Source organism: Paenibacillus sp. FSL R7-0210 (assembly GCF_038009085.1).
Taxonomy (GTDB): Bacteria; Bacillota; Bacilli; order Paenibacillales; family Paenibacillaceae; genus Paenibacillus_AQ; species Paenibacillus_AQ silagei.
Window position 1 is genome coordinate 3,450,017 of sequence record NZ_JBBPAR010000001.1, and the last position, 20,137, is coordinate 3,470,153.

At 52.4% G+C, this 20,137-nt stretch carries 15 protein-coding genes; 4 read left to right on the forward strand and 11 right to left on the reverse strand.

Annotated elements, in window-relative coordinates:
- Window positions 1-12: 12 nt before the first annotated feature.
- The 6 genes from MKY64_RS15015 to MKY64_RS15040 all read right to left on the reverse strand — a co-directional run bounded on the left by MKY64_RS15015 (window position 13) and on the right by MKY64_RS15040 (window position 8,568).
- Complete coding sequence (locus MKY64_RS15015) at window positions 13-639, reverse strand: YIP1 family protein (protein ID WP_036724916.1); 627 nt, start codon at window positions 637-639, stop codon at window positions 13-15.
- Window positions 636-2,096, reverse strand: a complete 1,461-nt coding sequence (locus tag MKY64_RS15020) for a hypothetical protein (RefSeq protein WP_340953925.1) — start codon at window positions 2,094-2,096, stop codon at window positions 636-638. The genes MKY64_RS15015 and MKY64_RS15020 overlap by 4 nt, the downstream gene beginning before the upstream one ends.
- 18 nt (window positions 2,097-2,114) lie before the next feature.
- Complete coding sequence (locus MKY64_RS15025; protein WP_036724919.1) at window positions 2,115-2,996, reverse strand: carbohydrate ABC transporter permease; 882 nt, start codon at window positions 2,994-2,996, stop codon at window positions 2,115-2,117.
- Window positions 2,993-3,958, reverse strand: a complete 966-nt coding sequence (locus MKY64_RS15030; protein WP_076073655.1) for a carbohydrate ABC transporter permease — start codon at window positions 3,956-3,958, stop codon at window positions 2,993-2,995. The genes MKY64_RS15025 and MKY64_RS15030 overlap by 4 nt, the downstream gene beginning before the upstream one ends.
- Before the next feature lie 18 nt (window positions 3,959-3,976).
- On the reverse strand, window positions 3,977-6,871 hold the full coding sequence (locus MKY64_RS15035) for an extracellular solute-binding protein (protein ID WP_340953927.1): 2,895 nt from the start codon (window positions 6,869-6,871) through the stop codon (window positions 3,977-3,979).
- Between the two features lie 308 nt (window positions 6,872-7,179).
- Window positions 7,180-8,568, reverse strand: coding sequence for an ABC transporter substrate-binding protein (locus MKY64_RS15040; RefSeq protein WP_339313687.1), 1,389 nt, complete (start codon window positions 8,566-8,568; stop codon window positions 7,180-7,182).
- A gap of 313 nt (window positions 8,569-8,881) precedes the next feature.
- On the opposite strand from MKY64_RS15040, the gene MKY64_RS15045 reads away from it, so the two are divergent.
- The 4 genes from MKY64_RS15045 (at window position 8,882) to MKY64_RS15060 (ending at window position 13,789) form a co-directional block, all read left to right on the forward strand.
- Entirely contained in the window at window positions 8,882-9,592 is a 711-nt protein-coding gene (locus tag MKY64_RS15045; protein WP_445165072.1) for a helix-turn-helix domain-containing protein, read from the forward strand.
- Window positions 9,593-10,070: 478 nt separating this feature from the next.
- Window positions 10,071-10,985, forward strand: a complete 915-nt coding sequence (locus MKY64_RS15050; RefSeq protein ID WP_036724924.1) for an ABC transporter permease subunit — start codon at window positions 10,071-10,073, stop codon at window positions 10,983-10,985.
- A complete protein-coding gene (locus MKY64_RS15055) occupies window positions 10,982-11,947 on the forward strand; it encodes a carbohydrate ABC transporter permease (RefSeq protein WP_081751123.1) in 966 nt (321 codons plus the stop codon). Before MKY64_RS15050 ends, MKY64_RS15055 begins: the two co-directional genes overlap by 4 nt.
- 45 nt (window positions 11,948-11,992) lie before the next feature.
- Window positions 11,993-13,789, forward strand: coding sequence for a hypothetical protein (locus MKY64_RS15060; RefSeq protein ID WP_051477980.1), 1,797 nt, complete (start codon window positions 11,993-11,995; stop codon window positions 13,787-13,789).
- 552 nt (window positions 13,790-14,341) lie between these two features.
- Here MKY64_RS15060 and MKY64_RS15065 read toward each other — a convergent pair.
- The 5 genes from MKY64_RS15065 to MKY64_RS15085 form a co-directional block, all read right to left on the reverse strand.
- Window positions 14,342-15,118, reverse strand: coding sequence for an alpha/beta hydrolase (locus tag MKY64_RS15065; protein ID WP_340953930.1), 777 nt, complete (start codon window positions 15,116-15,118; stop codon window positions 14,342-14,344).
- A gap of 163 nt (window positions 15,119-15,281) precedes the next feature.
- Entirely contained in the window at window positions 15,282-16,181 is a 900-nt protein-coding gene (locus tag MKY64_RS15070; protein WP_340953932.1) for a GNAT family N-acetyltransferase, read from the reverse strand.
- 291 nt (window positions 16,182-16,472) lie between these two features.
- Window positions 16,473-16,820, reverse strand: a complete 348-nt coding sequence (locus MKY64_RS15075; protein WP_340953934.1) for a hypothetical protein — start codon at window positions 16,818-16,820, stop codon at window positions 16,473-16,475.
- A gap of 164 nt (window positions 16,821-16,984) precedes the next feature.
- A complete protein-coding gene (locus MKY64_RS15080; protein WP_340953936.1) occupies window positions 16,985-19,009 on the reverse strand; it encodes a right-handed parallel beta-helix repeat-containing protein in 2,025 nt (674 codons plus the stop codon).
- A gap of 176 nt (window positions 19,010-19,185) precedes the next feature.
- Window positions 19,186-20,127 carry a carbohydrate ABC transporter permease gene (locus MKY64_RS15085; RefSeq protein WP_051477981.1) on the reverse strand — a complete coding sequence of 314 codons (942 nt, stop codon included), beginning with the start codon at window positions 20,125-20,127 and terminating at the stop codon, window positions 19,186-19,188.
- Window positions 20,128-20,137 lie beyond the last annotated feature (10 nt).

Here is a 20,137-nt window from a genome sequence, read left to right on the forward strand (position 1 = left end):
CCGGTCCTCCTCCTATCTCCTCAAGACAATTTCTTGGTATATGGTCGAGACGAATGCAATCATCTGCTGAACCAGACTGAAGAACAGCAGGGTCAGGAAAGCCATGAAGGCCATAGCGAGCAGCGTCAGCAGAATCGTCCCGATCGTTTTGGACGGAGAGAACTGATGAACGGTCATAATGCCCACATACAGCAGCAGTCCCGACCAGAGAATGGCAAAGTTTTTGAAAAAGTAATAAAAAGAGCTCTCCTGGGCCGAGATGAAATTGCTGATCCAGATCCATGGAAAATTAATCAGGACAATCGGAACCAGGGCGAAGCAGGTGGTAATAAAAATCTCCGTGAACTTCCCCTCCCCGTCCATCAGCGTAGTCAGCGACCAGTTCGCCACACACCAGAACAGAACAGGAACCAGTACATAGACCGCTTCCAGCAGGCTGTTCAGATACCGGGGATTATTCATATTGACCAGGAACCCGCTGTATTGATTGCCCAGAACATTCGTCAGAATCAGCATAAACAGAATGCCGAAGGAGATGATCAGACTGGTTTTTTGACTGCGTTCATATTTGAGGTCCCAGTATCCGTTGAACGGATGAACCATCACATACAGCGGATGTTGCAGCGCTTCTCTGTTCAATGGAGCTCCACCTTCTTTCTGGCCTTCATTTTCCGGTACATTCTCAGGCCCAGCCATAGGGCTACCAGCGCGATCAGAGCCGTCATAATGGTGGAGAAATGTCCGCGAAGCACTTCCTTACGGTAGAGCAGGAACGCTTTGGAATAGTTGGTCCGGTCCATGCTGCGCTCGAAATACTCCGCCGACTCCTTGTACTCGCCTTGCCGCAGATACGCCTTGCCTATACCCGCATAGGCATACTCCATATTCGCATTCAAGTTGACGACCTTGCTGAACTCCTGGGAAGCCATCTCCTCATCACCGTTATAGTAGCTGCGCACAGCACTGTTCAGCGTTCTTCCATACTCTGTGGTCTGGAATACCGTGATTTCACCCAGCGCCTGATCCAGCACCAGAATATCGTCACCGCTGTGCTCAATGGCAACCGGGGTGTTGAATTCACCCAGACGGTTACCAATTCCGCCGAAAATGTACAGCAGATAGCCGTCCCCGTTGTACGTGAACACCCGGCCCCGGCTGGCATCCAGCACCGCGTATATTTCACTGTCGCTCACATCAATATCCACGAGCCGCGGGGCACCCCCTGAGCGCGTGGAGTAGAGCAGATCACCGCTGGGCTTGTAATAGCCCTCTCTCCGCAGAATATCCGCCCCCTGCGCGTTCAGCTTCTTGATCGGGTCCCCGTAATCGTCACCGTTGGTAGCGTACAGAAAGCCTTCATCATTAATATCCAGATTGGTGAATTCGGTAGGCGTATACATCACCATCTGCTCACGCTGCGCCTTGGTGGAGATCGATTTCCAGAAATACTCCACCGCATCGACATGCACCCGGTTCGCGCCAATGAACGATTTGAACACACCATCCGCCCCGAATTCCATGAATCCGTCGAAGACGCCGGCCGACATCACATAGATGCGGTCCGCTTTGTCTACGGCTACACGGACAGGCTGAAATTCAAAGTTCGCCTGCAATAGCTCGGACTTCGGGGCTTCAATGATCCCCACGGCCTTGAAGTCGCTGTCGAGATGGACGATACGCTTATTGCCCGTATCCGCAACATAAATCTCCTTCTGCTGCGTCACATAGATGCCCTGCGGATTGTTGAACTTCTCCGCCTTCCCCTTGAACTGGAATGCATCTACCGTCTTGACGGACTTATAGTCCTGATCCAGAATCACAAACCGGTTATTGCCGCTATCCAGAACATAGATCTGCTTATCCGCCGTAACCTGAATATCCTGCGGATTGTTGAATGGGCCCGCACCGGAGCTGGCACCCGTGATGAGCGTAGTAGCCTGGTAGGCGGACGGAGCCGCCACCGCATTCCCCCAGTATGAATAATTGTAGGAAGGGGCTGCGCTCTCTGCCAGGGCTAGCTCTCCGCCAAGCCCCAGACTGACCAGGCAGCACAAGGCCAGCAGACCGGTTCTCAGTTTCTTTATCCTTGCGACCATTGTCACCGTTCCTCCTCTCTACTCTTTCATACCGGATGTGGCCATCGTCTGGATGACACTGCTCTGTGAAATAATGAACAACAGAATCGGCACGGTCATCAGCAGCAGAGCGACGGCCGCTCCGACCCCGGCACGCGCAATCCCGCCCTGGATGACCTGGCTGAGCGCGTAGTGAAGTGTCTTCAGGTTCTCACTGTAGATGAAGCTTCCTCCGTCTGTGCCCCACAGCGCCGGAAATTGCAGGATCATCAGCGTCAGCCAGGCCGGCTTCACATTCGGCATTACGATTTGCCAGAACACGCGGTACTCGTTCGCACCGTCGATTTTGGCCGCCTCAATCAGTGCATCCGGGATCTGCTCCATGAACTGCTTCATCAGGAACAAACCTAGTGAAAAGGCCAGTGACGGTACGATAATCGCCGCCTGGGTATTAATCCACCCCAGCTGCGACATGACCAGATAGTTCGGTATTGCCGTAACATGCGGCGAGAACATCAGGGACAGCACTACAATCTTGAACAGAATGCTGGAGCCCGGGAATTTAAACTTGGCCAGCGGATACGCCGCTGCCGACGCCAGCAGGATATGTCCTGCGGTCCCTACCAGGGTGATCAGCAGAGTATTCGCAATGTATCTGGTGAACGGCACCCAGGAATTGCCCATGATCACCATTAGATCGGTGAAGTTCTCCAGCGTCGGGTTCCGCACCAGGAATCTCGGCGGGAAGATGAACAGCTCATCCAGCGGCTTGAAGGCATTGTTCACCGTATAGATCAGCGGAAGAACCATGAACGCGCCGAAGCCCAGCAGCAGGCCGAAGAGCATAAAGCTGACAGCAAAGGAACGGTTCAGTCTTTTTTGAGGGCGAAGGGCCCCTATCACTCTTGAATACAGGGTCATTCACCCACCTTTCGAAGCAGCTTCTGGGTCATCATGTTGGTTCCGAGCATAATTGCGAAGAGAATAGTGGCAATCGCAGAGGCATAGCCCATCTCAAAGCGCAGTGTCCCGTAATCCATCAGATGCGTGACCACCGTATGTCCCGCATAGTTGACACTCGGGAAGCCCGCCAGCGCAATAGAGACTTCGGCCACCGCGAAGGAGGCGGTAATCTGCATGACCGCGCCGAACATCAGCTGCGGGCGCATGGACGGCAGGGTAATGAACCACAGCTCCTGCCAGCGGTTCCTGATTCCGTCCATCGCTCCGGCCTCGAACAGCGTCTGGTCCACGGTCTGAAGTCCGGCGATGAACGCCAGGAAGCTTGTGCCAAGACTCAGCCAGAGCTGCACAATAATGATAATGGGGAGAATGTACTTCTCATTCTGCAGCCATATAATCGGCTCCAGCAGCACCCCGATCTTCATCAGGAAGCCGTTGAGGTAACCATAGCTGTCCCCCGAGAAGACGATCAGCCAGATGAAGAACACATTGCCCGAGATGGATGGCGCATAGAAGACCAGCGTCATCAGTGACCGGACAAAGGGCGACAGCTCATTGATCAGCCAGGCGAACAGGAAGCATGCAATATAGCTTAACGGGCCTGTGATCACAGCGAACAGAAAGGTGTTCTTCAGCGCGATCATGAACACATCATCGCCCAGCAGCAGCCTGGAATAGTTCTCCCAGCCGATGAATCTCGGCGTCTCCAGCATATTGAAGTAGAAGAAGCTAAGCCCGAAGGAGACGACCACCGGGATCACCGTGAACAGGAAGAAGATGATCATATAGGGACTCATCATGAAATAATAATGCTTGCTCTTCTTGATATCTCTCCATAATTGCGCCAGGCGGGATTCCTTGACCGGACCGCCAGCCAGCCCTGGCAAGGCTGGTTCAGTGGTATTCTGTATTTGTACCATCAGCTTACAGCCTCCAACCTAATACGGAAGTTTGAATTCCTTCCGTTTGATCTGAATTTCATCGTTAATGTAGATCAGATAATCCGACAGGGCTTCACGCGGATTCACATTCCCGTTGACCACCTTGCGGAACGCATTGTCCAGATGCCGGCCTGTGAAGTACCCGCCGGGAACCTGAGGGTTACCCTTCACCCATTGCCACTGGCTCTCCAATTCCTTGTAATCCTTCACCGGCCACGGCAGCTCCTCCAGCGCTTCAATGTTCGCGGTCGGATAACGTGCCGCCGCTCCCATCAGCCCTTCCATTTCCCGGCCGTACTGGACCTGGGTGTCCTTGTCTGTCCACCACTTCATGAATTCCCAGGACGAATCCTTGTCCTTGGCATTCTCCAGCAGCATGACACCGGTTGTATGGCTGGCTACGCTATGGTCCACCGTGCCGTCCGCCTGCTTCGTTCCCGGCACCACCGTGAATTCCCACAAATTGCGGATTTCCGGCGCCATTACTGTCAGGCTGTTATAGATGGTGTAATCGGCAATCCCGATTGGGATCTCGCCTGTACGGAAACGGTTCGGAAAGTCCACCTTCACCGGGAACTTGTAATTGGTATAGAACTGGGTCCACTTGTTAAATTCACTCATGGAGGTCTCCGAGTTCAGCGCGCTTCGCTTCTGGTCGTCCGTGTAGAGCTGCCCGCCGTTCTGGTAGAGCAGCATGGTGAAGGCCGCATTGGGCACCAGCGTCGCGTTGTTCAGTGTATCCTCCAGGGGAAGATAGAACTCCAGATTATGTCTCTGCAGCACAGAGACGACATTGTAGACTTCCTCCCACGTAGTAGGGGGCTCCAGACCAAGCTCCTGCAGAATATCCTTCCGGTAAAAGAGCATCGGGAAGATCTGCTGCTCAGGCAGCCCGTAGACGCTTCCATTGTACTTATAAGGCGTAAGGGCGCTGTCGCGGAAGCGGTCAGCCACTTCTTTGAAATCGGCGAACTGGGACAGATCGGCCGATGCTTTGCGCATCGCATAGTTCACTGGAAGATCCTCGCCGATCTGCATGGCTACGTCCGGCCCTTCGCCCGCCAGGGTTGCCGGCAGCAGAATGTTCGGAGGCACCAGCCGCAGTGCCACGGAGATGCCCGAATCCGGCGTGAAGGTATCGTCAATCATGCTCTTCATCACTTGAGCCTGATCCCGGCCGGTCGAAATCCAGACCGTAATCGCCTTCTGGTTCTTCGTCACGTTACCGATACTGTCATAGTCTTCGGTATACGAGGCGCCATACGCTCTCAGCTCATGCTTCAGCTTCTGGAAGAAGGTCGCCTGCGCAGACGGAAGCGGCTTATCCGGCGCCGAGACCACCAGTGAATCCAGTGTCAGCGGCTGTTCCCGCACGCTAAGAATCCAGGTCCCCAGTCCGCCGACATTCGTCTTGAAGGAGACCAGCCGTTTGGCTACCGTGTCCGGATGCTTCGCCATATCCTCCAGCTGGGTGACCATCGAGTACAGCACGGATACCTTGTCGCTGCGTTCCCCGGTGGCCTGCTCCAGATATTCGCCGACACCGCGGATAATCTCCGCCTGCTCCCGGAATACCTTGGTCATCTCCGGTATCCGCTTCTCCAGCTGATAGTCGCGGAACTTATCCGGGTTATTCGAGGTAATCGCCAGAATATTGCGGTACATTTCATTCAAGGTCAGGACACTGGACTGGACGGTACGGACCAGCGGCGCGATATCGCCCAGGGTCACGGTCAGTCTCAGCTTGTGCGTCCCTTGTGTAAGATGGAACAGATAAGGCTCTTCCCCGCCGAGTACATTCATCTGCCAGCCGGGAGAGTAATTGAAGCGGATCTGCTTCATCTCGGTGAACGGATATTCACCATCAATGGTCAGGCTGCGGTTGGCATAGACGCCCCGGAGCTGATTCTGCTTCTCCTTGAGCGCTATCCGGTACAGACCTTCTTCAGGGACATCAATCTCCCATTCGATCCATTGTCCCGGAAGCTTCCAGTTCACCCCGCCGATGGTGTTGATCCTTAAATTTGAGACGGCATAAGGAACCACTGCCGGGCTGGATCGGTCCGATAACGGGTATAAGGTAGGCGAGGATTTGGCGGATGCCGCTTCGGCCTGGACCTCGATATAAGGCTCTTGTACCGGCTGAAGGCCTTTAGTCTCATACTCCTGCTTAGCCTCTGCATAGGAGCGCACTGTCCGGTCCTGGAACAGCTCAATATAATCAATGGCCATCGGCTCACGGAGTGCGGTCAGCGACAGGGTCTGGTTTCCCTGCTCCAGATAGAAGGCATACGGCTCCTCATAGAAGCCTTCACTGTCCGCAATGACCGTGGACTGCCACACCGGCTGCTCCACCTGTCTGGGGCGCAGATCATTGCCGCGGTCATCCTGCTTAATGACCTCCTCACGGTTCCCCCAGACCCGGTCGAAGAGCAAGGTATCCGCTCCCTTGAACGGCACCTCCCGGTTGATGGATAAGGAACGTTCAATGGACGAGCTTTTGCCTTCCACCGGATAATAATGAACCCGGATGTTGTACAGACCGGATTCCGGAACCGGCACCTCCCAGGAGATGGTTCCCGATTCCTGGGTAATGACTGCTGCTCCATCAAGCCCCTCGAATTGCTGCTTCACCTCAAAGACATCTCCGCTGCCGGGGGAATAGCTCTCCCCTTCGATGCGGATCTCCCGGTCAGGGCGCGGGGCATCCCCGTGTTGCTTCAGATAGGCTTCATAGCTGCCTTCTTCAGCATCCTGCGCGGCTGCCGTGAACTTGCCTACTGCGGGAGAGTCGGAATGCACAGGCTGCCCCGAGGAATTAAATATCCAGATCGTCCCGGCCAGCAGGACAACAACCAATATAATCGCTATGTTCCTGATTCGAATATTCAACGTACTCCTCCCTTTAAGCGATGGATCATAAGTTTATATAGATCGAACCAAGAAAAATCCCACTTAAAGGGTTAGTCGTGACTGCAGAGCAGGTTTGACTTTCGGCCGCTGTTAGGTTTGTATTTCCTGATTTAAACTGCTGTTCGCAGTAGAAATACAAACCTAAAGGCGAACGCTATCGCTCCTACAGTTCAAACCTCTCTTCCGCCACTTCACCCTAAGTGTATATTTCAAGTTCCAGCTATATAATTGCTGCAAGAATGGGAACAACAGTCCGCGGGGGACTGTTGTTCCATGCGGATATCCGTTTATTTTTTGTAGACTGCATCTACAGAAGCCTGAACCTTCGCCTTGTACTTCTGAATGACAGTAGATGCCGAGGTTCCCTTCTTCAGTTCGTCAATCATCTCGTAGTAAGGCATGGTTGAGAAGGTATTATGGTTCGTGAGCAGCATGCCGCCTTCGACCAGCTTCGCGTTGTTGATATCATCCTCGTTGTCATACGTGCTCTCCAGGGAAGCCTGCTTCGGATAATCGTAGATGGACTCGATATCGTTGATCTTCTCCCAGATATACAGCAGCTGATCCGGATTCTCGGCCTTCTTCGGGATGGTCAGGAACTGGACATTGGATTCCACACTGTGGTATTCGGTAGCATTAGGTCCTTTTGGAAAAGGAACAAAGCCGATATCATAATCCTTCATATCCGTCTTGAAGCCGTTCGCCTCATAATCTGCTCCTGCATACATCAGCGTGTTCCCCTGACGGAAGAACTGCGCCGGTTCCTGCCAGTCCCCGCCTTCTGTCGGCCGCGCTACCTTCTCGGCACCCAGCTTGGCGATGAACTTAAAGACCTCCAGCAGCTTGGGATCATCGAGATTCTGTTTATCGTCAACGGTCAGATCGGTCTCGTTGGAGGCCAGCGCCATTTCCAGGAACCCGCCTGAGGCCAAGCCCCAAACATCAAGTTTTCCGTTGTTATCTGTATCCTTGTTCGCTTCTTTGGCGACTTGGGTGAAGGTCTCCCAGTTCCAGTTATCCTCGTTCACATATTCCTGGAGCGGCTTCATGCCCAGCTTCTTCATCAGGGTGCGGTTATAGAATACTCCACTGATCAGGTTGCCCGCATTCTCCGAGAAGCCATAGCCCCGGCCCTCATATTGCGAGAATTCTGTAGTCATACGCTGATTGAAGGCATTCTCATTCTTGGTGTACTCGTCAACCGGCCAGAACATATCCTGCTTCGTCAGCACCGGAATCATATAGCCCTTGCCCATTCTGACAATATCGCCAAGCGGTTCACCGGCGACCAGTGAAGCCACAACCTTCTTCTGGTATTCACCGAAGTCCAGCGCTACATATTCAACCTTGAAATTATGCTTGGCCATCAATTCCTTCAGATTCTTCGAGCGCTGGATATTATCAGGATTGTCCTCGGGAATCGTCATATCCCACCAGGACACGATCTTGATCGTTCTGCCGCCCATATCGAAATCTTTTTCCGGTGTAGCATTGCTCGGCTCTGCAGTCGGTGTAGCTTCTGCAGTGGCTTCAGCTGCCGGAGCCTCCGTAGCCGCCGCCGGCTGGGCTGACGCTCCCCCGCCGGCGTTCCCGCCGTTCCCCGCTCCTCCACATGCCGTCGTTGCAGCTAATAACAACATACTAATGAATACTGACATTACTTTTTTTGCCCGCATAATCTGTCCCCCCAAGTATGAATGACTTACCTCGAAAGTTTAGCGCTTACATTTTCAGGCAGCAACCCGTCTAACTTCAGGTGTTCACCTGTCAAATTATAGGTCCGGCCCGCAAGTCCTTATCCACCGGGCAACCGGATTTCGATCAGGTAAACAAATGGAGCCTGGTGCAAGAATTGCACATTGTAGCGCCCGGCTCTGTTGCACATAATGAATGAAGGAAGCTTAACTTCTCTCTGAAAGCGGGGTCTTCATGTTGTACAGAATCTTATGTGTAGAGCGAAACGCCCAAGTGCGGGAGATCGCTTCTTATATGGCAGGGAGCAGACTTAAGAATTTCATCATTCATGCGCATGCTGATTATTCATCCGATATTCTGCGGCTGATCCGCAGCGAGGGGATATCACTAGTTCTTCTGAATATCAGGGATGCCCATACGCCGGGCATGAGAGTCTGTGAGCAGATCAGGCAGGGAAGCTCCGTTCCGATTATTCTGCTCGGGGGCAGCGGAGATTTCGGGCTGGCGCGCCAAGCCTTACTCTATAATGTAAGCGATTACTTAGCAGACCCGGTGGACCCGGCTGAGCTGGGCGGAAGTCTGGAGGCGGTTAGTCGGGTGCTGGCTCAGGCTGGCAGACCCGCTGCTGTAGAGCGGGATTATGCTCAGTTCACCATTCAAAAAGAGCCGTCCTCCCCGTGTCCGATCGTCAGTACGATCAAGCAATGCGTGGATGAGCAGCTCCATCATAATATTACACTCAAGCAGATCTCCGACACCCTGAACTTCAATTGCGCCTATCTCGGACAGAAATTCAAGCAGCAGGAGAAGATGTCCTTCAACGAATACCTTCTGCGCCAGCGGATGGAGAAGGCCAAGCTGCTGCTGGAAACGACCGACATGAAGATCTATGAGATTGCAGATGCTGTCGGATATTCGGAAATCGACTGGTTCTACAAGAAATTCAGAGAGTACACGGGAACCAGCGCCAATGAATACCGCAAACAATGCTTCGTCATTGCCTGAGGCAGAGGGGAACAGAGGGGGCGGCCTGTACGAAATCTGGAGCAAGGCTCTGAATAAGTACGCCCGCTGCCTGCCAGACCATCGAAGCGCTCCTCCCCGTCCATTTAATGAAATCAGGGGCACTAATGCCCCTCATCACTCTCACATTTCCACTTAGCCTCCCGCATTCCTTTCTTCCCACTCCTAAAAACTCCCGTTTCGGCTCCGACTCCTGCTTCTCTCACTCGCCCCTCCCATACACTTTCCCTTCTCATCCGCATCTCCTTCACCTGACAATAGATCAATAATTGGTGAGGATCGGTCATTGTAGGAAGATAAACGATAACTTATTATAGTTTCATACATGAAAGCGTTATCAAAAGCGGAAGTTGCTTACTGAAGAAGGGGGATGACAGACAGACAAGATGCCCGGGATTGCTTGCCCCGGCTTAGCTTCAGGAAGCAATCATACAAAGAGAATATGATGAGGAGTGAAACAATGCGCAGCCAGAGCATGAGAAGCAATTCGTTCCGGAAATTCCTTTACATCTCTCCGTTTATGCTTTTACTCGCTGTCTTTGCCTACTATCCGCTCTATGGATGGGTATATGCATTTTTTGACTACACCCCGCCTATCCCGTTGTCCCAATCTGAGTTCGTCGGCTTCAAATGGTTCCATTCCCTGGTTGAGAATCAGGTCAAGATCGACCAGCTGATGCAGGTCATCTGGAATACCTTCGGCATCAGCGGACTGGGCATCCTCTTTTCCTGGCTCCCGATGATCTTCGCCATCTTCCTGACCGAGATCAAGGCGGTACGTTTCCGCAAATTCATCCAGACGGTCACCACGCTGCCGAACTTTATCAGTTGGGTGCTTGTGTACTCCCTCGCCTTCTCCATGTTCTCCAGTGAGGGGATGGTCAACGGCTTCCTGCATATGACCGGGCTGACCGATTCACCTACAATGTTCCTGCAGAGCTCGGAGCATGTCTGGTGGACCATGTGGGCTTGGGCTACCTGGAAGACACTCGGCTGGTCCGCCATTCTGTACATCGCAGCCATCATGGGCATCGACGAATCGCTGTATGAAGCGGCTTATGTAGACGGGGCTACCCGGATGCAGGTTATCCGCCATGTCGTATTGCCAAGCATGATGCCAACCTACTTCGTCCTGCTGATGCTCCAGATTGCAAGCTTCCTGAATAACGGATTGGAGCAATATTTCGTCTTCCAAAATGCGTTTAACAAGGACACTATTCAGGTTCTTGATCTATATGTGTATAACCTCGCCATGGGCGGCGGCAGCTACTCCGTCTCCGTTGCGATCAGTATGCTGAAGAGTGTAATCAGCGTGGTGCTTCTCTTTTCGGTGAACGGGCTGTCCAAAATGCTGAGAGGAGAGGGCATTGTATGAGTGACAACCAGACCAGTCTTACGCCAAACACCCGGGAGATCGACATCACCAAAAAAACGGTAAAAATGCAGGTCAGCGCTACCGATAAAATCATCTCTACTATTATTTATATCCTGTTCTCACTGTTCGCCTTCATCTGCGTTTATCCGTTCTACTCGATCATTATCAACACGATCAGCGCGAACGACCTGAGCGCCAAGGGCGAAATTATTTTCTGGCCTAAGGGCATTCATTTCCAGAATTATATCGATGTGTTCAAAATCCCGGGTCTGGGCAATGCGTTCATGATCTCCCTCGGCAGAACTGTGATCGGTACACTGCTAACAGTCGGCGCTTCGGCCTTCCTCGGATTCATGTTTGCCCAGGAGGACATGTGGGGCAAGAAATTCTGGTACCGCTTCACCATCATCACAATGTTCTTCAACGCCGGGATCATCCCTTGGTATCTGACTATGAGATCGCTGCATCTGACGGACAACTTCCTGGCTTATATTCTTCCGTCCGTTGTTGCTCCTTTCTTCATTATCCTGGTCAAAACCTTCGTGGAGGCAACACCGAAGGAGCTTCAGCAGGCGGCCAGCATTGACGGTGCAGGAATCTTCACGATTTTCTACAAAGTCATTCTGCCGATCAGCAAGCCGATCCTTGCAACCGTTGCCATCTTCTCGGCCGTCAACCAATGGAACTCCTTCCAGGATACGCTCCTGCTGGTAACGGACAGTAAGCTCTACAGCTTACAGTTCATACTGTATAACTACATCAATCAGGCGAGCTCCTTGTCCACCATGGTCAACCTGCAGAATGCCGGCTCAACGGCGATGGCTACTCTGGCGACCAAGCAGACCTCAACCTCCATCCGCATGACAGTTACCATTATCGTAGTCGCACCAATCCTGCTGGTATATCCGATCTTCCAGAGATTTTTTGTCAAAGGAATTATAATTGGCGCTGTGAAAGGCTAACGGACCTGCGCCATTATGATACATTAATCATTCGGGGGGCTACACATGAAAACACACATTAAGCTGGGCAGAAAGTCCGCGCTGTTACTAGGGACGACCATCCTGCTGGTAACAACGGCGTTAAGTGGTTGCAGCGGTAATTCCAACAATGGAGGAACTGCTGCGGGGACGGCCGAACCCGGAACACCTACTGAGTCATCCGATCCGGGCACAAGCACAGGCATCGATCACAGCAAACCTCTAACCATTACAGTATTCGACAACGCAGCTAACTATCAAGGCGAGCAGACGGGATGGTACGGCAAGCTGCTGAAAGACAAGTTCAATATCACACTGAACATTCTGGCTCCGCAGGTAGCGGGCGACCAGCTGTACAAGACCCGCTCGGCATCCGGCGACCTCGGCGACCTCCTGATTATTGAGAACAGCCAGCTCGAGGAACTGATTCCTGCAGGCATGATTATGGATCTAACCGACATGATTAAGAACACGGAGCATCTGTCCCAATATGTAGACAATCACTTCAAGCCGTTCAATGTGGCCTTCGAGAAGCAGAATCCGGACGGTAAAATCTATGCCCTCCCGGCCTTCACCGCCGATACTTCGCCAACGACCTTTTCGGAAGAGCTGCCTTACTCCAGCCCGATTATGCCTTGGGATTATTACAAGGGCATCGGCGCGCCGAAGCTGAATAATCTGAACGACCTGATGACCGCCCTGAAGGACATGCAGACTAAATATCCGAAGACTCCGGACGGCAAGCCGATTGTTCCGATCACCCTCTGGAAGGACTGGGATGGCGGAAGCATGGAGAATGTCCGCTGGCTCAGCAACTGGTATGGCTATGAGCAGCCGAACGGCACGACAACGATTCAATTGAATGCCAAAGGTGACATCGTGCCAATCGTGGACGACAACAGCATGTACAAGAAGATTCTGCAGTTCTATTATGACGCGAACAAAATGGGTCTCGTTGACCCCGACTCTCCTTCCCAGGACTGGAACAAGGTATCTGAGAAGCTGACCAACAAGCAAGTTCTGCTTCTGTGGTACTCCTGGCAGAGAGGGTTCTACAATACGATTGAACGCGGCAACCAGGGCGACGGCAACGTAGCCGTTCCGATCGGCGATACCCACCTGATCCAGAACAGTGATGCTTACTTCGGGAACGGCAGAGTGTTCGCCATCGGCTCCAAGGCGAAAGAGCCGGAAAGAATTATGGAACTGATGGACTGGATGTCTTCACCGGAAGGTCTGCGTTACTACACCAACGGCTTCGAAGGCTTCAACTATGAGAAGACACCGGACGGTAAATTCAAGCTGACCGAAGTCGGCCAGACCGCATTCCAGGAAAACACCCCAGTCCCTGCCGAATACGGCGGCGGCGGTTACCAGGATGGCCAGAGTAAAGTCAACTCAATGATTATGAGTGATTTCGTGACCGACCCGGAAACCAAAGAATTCTACAACAGCACCTACTGGGCTTCCACCATTGAAGCGAACAAGACTGCGCTGACTACAGATTGGCAGAAGACCTATGACGCCACTACTCCGACCGAGTACTATACGAAGAACAACATGATCGATATCGTGCCGAATATCAATACCAGTCTTGGCTCCGATTCTTCTGACGTCAAGAACAAACGCAGCCAGATCTCGGATTATGTCAAGAACACCTCCTGGAAAATGATCTTCGCCAAGGACCAGGCCGAATTCGACCAGCTCTGGACCAAGCTGAAGAGCGATGTCGAAGGGCTCGGCTGGAACGATGTGTTCGCCGTAGACAAGGAAAGAGCAGAGAAAATCGTTAAAATGCGCGCTGATGCGGTTGCCAATAAGTAAGCAAATGAGCGTTACTGCGTAAGCTGTAAAAGTAAAAGAAGAGGCAGCCCCGGAGCCATGGAAATGGCTTGGGGCTGCCTTTTTCGCGCTTAAGTATGTAGAGCAACTTCTCCAGATAATGAAGCCCCTCGTCGGCAATCTGCCTACTCACATCCAGCCAACCAAGCCCCCTCATCGGCAAGCAGATGGAAAAAGGTATCTTAATTTAGCGGATTCCGGCGTTTACAGATAAGAAAGTGGAAAAACAGCATCTAATATTGTTTTTTTACCCACTTTGGTTGAATTGTGATGGATTAAGTGTTTTTTGTCCAACTACTGTTCCCGGAAGGCAGATTTGTTCACCAGCAAGTGGAGAAAATCCAACTATTTCCTCATAACGTGCTCATGGTCGCGTGTAGTGCAGTCTTGTGCAATCGGCGGACGATAGGTGATTAATTAGTAAGTGATTAGTGAGTGATTAGTTGGTGATCGGCGGATGTTGGGTGGGTGACTAATAGGCGATTGACGGTAAGCGGCATACGAGACGCCCATTTCGAACGCCCCCCTAACCATTTAGAAAATAAGCTGCGAGAACTGATACAAGCCGTTCTTCCAGACCGGCCAGTCATGGTCGCCCTGCTCTTCCACCCAGATATGCGGTACGTTGTGTTCCGAGAAGTACGCATGGGTGCGGTCGCTGACATACTTGAGGCTGTCGAGGTCTCCGCAGGATAACCAGAGCAGGTTAAGCGCGTCCGCTACCTTCTGCGGGTCGGGTACCAGCAGCTCAGGCTCCTTCGTGTTAGGTGCCGCAGAGAAGGCTCCCACCCAGGCGAAGCGGTCCAGGTTATTCAGACCCATGTTGAGCGATTGTCCTCCGCCCATGGACAACCCGGCCAGCGCACGGTGCTCCCGGTCCGTCAGCACAGAATAATTCGCTTCAATATAAGGGATCAGATCGTTCAGCAGATCAGACTCGAAGATTGCAAAGGCTTCCAACTTGTCAGGAGCGAAGATGTCACCCTCCGCCCTATCATTCAACATCGCCCGCCCGTTCGGCAATACAACAATCATGGGCTTCAGCTTGTGATCGGCATTAAGGTTGTCCAGAATAATCTGCGGCGTGCCGTGAGTGTACCATTCGTCTTCATCTCCGCCAATGCCGTGCAACAGATACAAAGCACTATATTTCTCTGTGCTAGAGTATCCAGGCGGCGTATAGACTCTGGCCTTCCGGGTGTTGCCTACTGTGGCAGAGGGATATTCGATCATTGTGATCTTACCACGCTCGATCCCTTCTCTCTCCTGATCATATCCCGCTGCTTGTGTTGTATACTTCTGATGGTTCATGTCCAAAGCTGCTCATTCCTCTCTTGGATTATATGTATTCCTCTACACTTAGTTTATTCAATAAACTAAGTGTAGAATCCTGCTGAGAAACCTGTTGCAGAAAAAATATATGTAGGATAGAAGGACTTCTGCTTTCTCCTACATTGGACAGTCCCGATTGTATTTAACCTTCGTATACATACGAATGCATCGGAGTAATCTCTACCGGCTGCAGGGATTGATATAGAGCATTAGCCTCAGCAGAAAAACCCGTTATATAAGCAGTTATCACACCTTGCTCCTTCAGCCGCAAGAAGCAGGCAGTAACAACCGCCTTGCCGAATCCGCGTTGCCGGTAGTCGGGGTGGGTCCCGATCGTCTCTATGACCGCAATCCCGTTATCCTGATCCACGAACCCGAAACAGAAGGCAATATGCCGGCCCTTATCATCAACCACAGAGAAATCAAGCTCCGCAAGATAGGACGGCAGAGTTTTTCTCCAGTACTCTACCTTGACTGGGCCGGAATCAGATGGAGAGAAGATCTGTTCAATCAACTCGCCCTTCGATTCTTCGTCTGCCCCTTCCGCCATGCACCGGATGTAGAAGCCTTCTTCCAGGTTCAAAGTGTACTCAGTATGCACAAGATCGTATCTTCTTGTATTCCCGATATGGGAATCCTGCACAAAACCATGGTCTAATAATGCCTGAACCTCCAGACCGTAGGGATAGCAATCGGTGTTGAGCTTCTTTTTCCCCTCGCCCCATACATTCCGGGTCCATGTGACCATCTCGTCCGCCAGATACGGGTAATCCGGATGAACAATTAAGCTGAAGAAACCGCCTCCGGATTCGGAAATGAACAGGCCTGTGATCTCACCTGCTTCATTCTTCCATAGGTGTGCATTATTCTCCATGAAATTAGGGTCTGCACTTTTGGGCGCTTCGTACCGGTTCCAGAACTCGAATCTGACAAATTCCCAGGTCTGAAGCTTCCCAGTCAAGGTTACCATTTTTCTCAAAAAGGTACGAACGTTGTTGAAGTTCTCCGGGGTGTCTATGTACTTTTCATTGAACGCCGTCATCTTCGCATCTCCATTCTTTTGACTCTAATCATTCACGCTTCTTCTATTATACGTAGGGCCACTTTTCCTTTATAGGCAGAGATCTGTTAGGATCATTTATTGCATTGCTCTGTATAGAACAAATTCACCCTGCGGGTGAAGGATGCTGATGCCTCATTGTATACTGTGACTTAGGCCGCATTGCTGCATTTCTTGCAGGATTTCTCTAAAAGGGTACGGGCTGCGGAGACGGGGCCCATCCCTCAGCGCAGCGGCACCGATTGTGTTCGGTTTTTGAACCACATTTGGCCCTCACACCCTCGACGCACCGATTGTGGTCGGTTTTTCGACCACATTGGGCCCACGCACCCACGCCGTGCCCAATGTGGTCAGTTTTTCGACCATATTCCGCCCACGCACCCCCGCCGTGCCCAATGTGGTCGGTTTTTCGACTACATTGGGCACGCGCACCCTCGGCGTCTCCATTGTGGTCGGTTTTTCGACCATATTCCGCCCACGCACCCCCGCCGTGCCCAATGTGGTCGGTTTTTCGACTACATTGGGCTCGCGCACCCCCGCAGTGCCCAATGTGGTCAGTTTTTCGACCATATTCCGCCCACGCAACCACGCCGTGCCCAATGTGGTCGGTTTTTCGACCATATTCCTCCCACGCATCCCCGCCGAGCACAATGTGGTCGGTTTTTCGCCTACATTCGGCACGCGCCTCATTGGGAGGGCATTTACGCACAGATAGCCGCAACTCATAAATGTCTTTAAAAAACACAAGAGCCTGTCCCCAGGGACAGGCTCTCAACCATAACCTTCTACAGCACTATTTTCACTGCAGCATTATCGGATAATTCAAACGGTCCAGGCGTCACATTCGAGTCCGGGCGCTGCTTACCGAAGAAGTCGCGGTCGAACCGGTACGCCGAGCCGTCCGGCTCCTCGTAACGCATCTCGGCGTGATAGCTTCGGCCCAGCAGATTCGTGGTGACCACGGTCGGCGCGGCAGCACGCAGCAGCTCAGGGTTCACAATATGCACCTGCACCTTGCCGGAAGCCGGATCAACCTCAATCTCAATGCCTTTGTCAGCATAGACCTTCGCGTTCGGCTCATGCGCACCCGGCACCGCATCTTTCAGATAAAGATTACCTTGAATGGCTACAGGAAGGGCCATCTGTTCAGGATGGAACGGCTTGCCGGAATCGATCATCGCCTTGATCTCTTCCTTGGTCAATTCCCACCACTGCTTATGCAGCGCATTCGGATGCTCGTCATAGCCGCCCAGTCCAACTGGATGCAGATAACAGCGGGAATTATCCGGGATACCGTCCATCACCCGTTCACCGTTATCATTAAGCTGCTCTCTCGGGGTAAGCGGCAGATGCTCGAAGAAGGTCATCGGCACTACCTCATTGCCCGTATCCTCATCACGCAGGAAGATATTGTTATAATAGCGGTCATCCCCGCCCGCGATATTGCTGTAGCCCGCAACCGCTGTCTCATGCGGCATATGGTACGGTGTATATCGGGTAAGCTCGGGGCGCACCACGAATCTTCCGGCGAACAGGTTATGGACGAACGCGCCGCCCTGGGCCATATTGCGGAAGTTCATCGGCGACAGGAATAGGTTGTGATCCACCATATAAGGACCGTGGCACACCTCCATGAAGAAATCCTCGGACAGGTTGTCGTAGAACACATTCCGGCTGATCCGGGTGCCCTGTGCCTGCCAGTCCAGCCATAACGCCCGGTAGGAGCTGTAGATGACATTTTCGCAAATCTGGGTATCCAGTGAAGCATGGAGCTTGATTCCGCCTACCTCTGCCCCGTGGAAAATCCGTTTATGATGAATATTATAAATGCGGTTCTGGACAATCTGGCTGAAGGCCCCGCCCAAATGGCCGACGACCCCCGCCTGCTCACAATCATGAATCACATTATTGCGGACGATATGGCTTCCGATGTTATCCTTATGCCAATCCTGGCGGAGTGCGCGGAAAATAACCTCCTGCTCCCGCTGCGTCCCGCCCTTCATCCGGCCATTTGACCACTCGTTATGCCCGGTTGAGATTTCTTTGCCCAGGCTCACCCCTGTGCATTTGGACTCGCAGATGTGGTTGTCCTCAATGATCCAGCCCTTGCTCCAGTGAGGTCCGATCAGCCCTTCCTGCAACGCCGTTGGCGGAGCCCACTGCGGAGAGGCCTGCCGGAGAGTGAAGCCTCTGACCGTAATGTAGCCCCGTCCCGTCTGCTCCGGCCAGAAGCAATAAGGACGAACACTGATCTCTACATTCTCGCTGCGGGGGTCCTTGCCCCCAAAGGTCGCCCAGATCCTGGTGGAAGCCGAGCCTACTTCTGCATACCACTGGAGCAGAGAGTCCGCCGGGTACTTGGCCTGCGGCCATACCTGAGGATCGCGCAGCTTGGTAACGCTGTCACATTCATACAACGATTTGCCGTCCAGGTAGACCTCCCCCAGATGCGGTTCAAACGCCCCTTCGAACAGCCAGTCGCCGTATAATTTTTCTTCAAAAGGATTGCGCACAGCAAACAGGCTGTTCGGCACCTCTGTACTCCAGACACCATCCCCTTCATCCTGCCAGTCCGCCACGGGCTCAGCACCTGTGATGATGACCTCCCCATCCCCGGCAGCCTGATAGACAATCCGCTGTTCCTCTGTTCCTCCGTTAGCCGGGCTCACCCATTCCCTGTATGTACCCGCCTGAACGGTAACCGTATCTCCAGGCTCCGCCAGCGCCGCAGCGCGGGAGATGGAGCGAAAGGGCCACTGCGCTGTACCGGGAGCCTGATCGCTCCCTCGCAATGCAACATGATATTCCATATGAGCATCCTCCTCTTTCTTGTATGTCATATGGACATTTTAAATGAAAATACTTTATTTTGCTATAACCATGTATACAATCCTCATAGAAAAGACCGCAGGCCTTGTACATCCGGCATACGATCCTTCTAAGATAATTCCCCGTAAGGAAGAACTCTTGTATACAATTAGACAACCTAACCTTTGACCCCGCCGACCATCATGCCTTTGACAAAATACTTTTGCAGGAACGGATACACCATAATAATCGGCACGGACGCTACTATCGTCATCGTTGCCCGCACGGACATCGGAGTGACCGCATTCTGCTGGCCTCCCGTTGCCCCCTGGATCATCCCGTCCAGCGACGAGGTGCCGGTGGTGGTATTGGAGTTCTGCAGAATCTTCTGCAGCTCATATTGCAGGGTACTGAGACTTGCATCAGACGAGTTATAGAGGAAGACATCGAACCACGAGTTCCACTGGAACACCCCCGAGAACAGCGCCACCGTAGCCAGCACGGGTACCGTAAGCGGCAGGATGATGCTGAAGAAGGTCCGGTAATCGCCCGCGCCGTCAATCTTAGCCGATTCGATGATGCTCTCCGGCAGATTTTCAATGAAGGAACGGATAATAATCAGGTTGAACACCCCGATGATTCCCGGAAGAATGTAGACCCAGAAGCTGCCAACCAGTCCCATATCCCGTATCAGCAGGTAATTGGGAATCAGGCCGCCGTTGAAGTACATCGTCATGATAAAAGCTACAGTGATGAATTTGCGCAGCACATAATCCTGTCTGCTAAGCGTGTAGGCCAGCATGGCCGAGCAGAAGACAGTGACTACCGTTCCGATTACGGTGCGCAGCACCGAGATGAAGGTCGCATGAAAAATTGTGGCCTCTCTCAGAATATAATTGTAATTCGCCAGCGTCCATTCTCTGGGAAGAAGGTAGATCCCGCCTTTAATGGAATCTTGCGCATTGTTAAGCGATACGGCAAGAACATTCACGAACGGATACAGGGTAACAATCATTAGTGCGATCATGAAGCAGTAGTTGCAAATGACAAACAAGCGGTCGCCGGTGGAAGAGCTTATGGGGGGCTTGCGTTTTTTCTTATGGACAGCTGCGGTCTCCATGCCTGCGCCT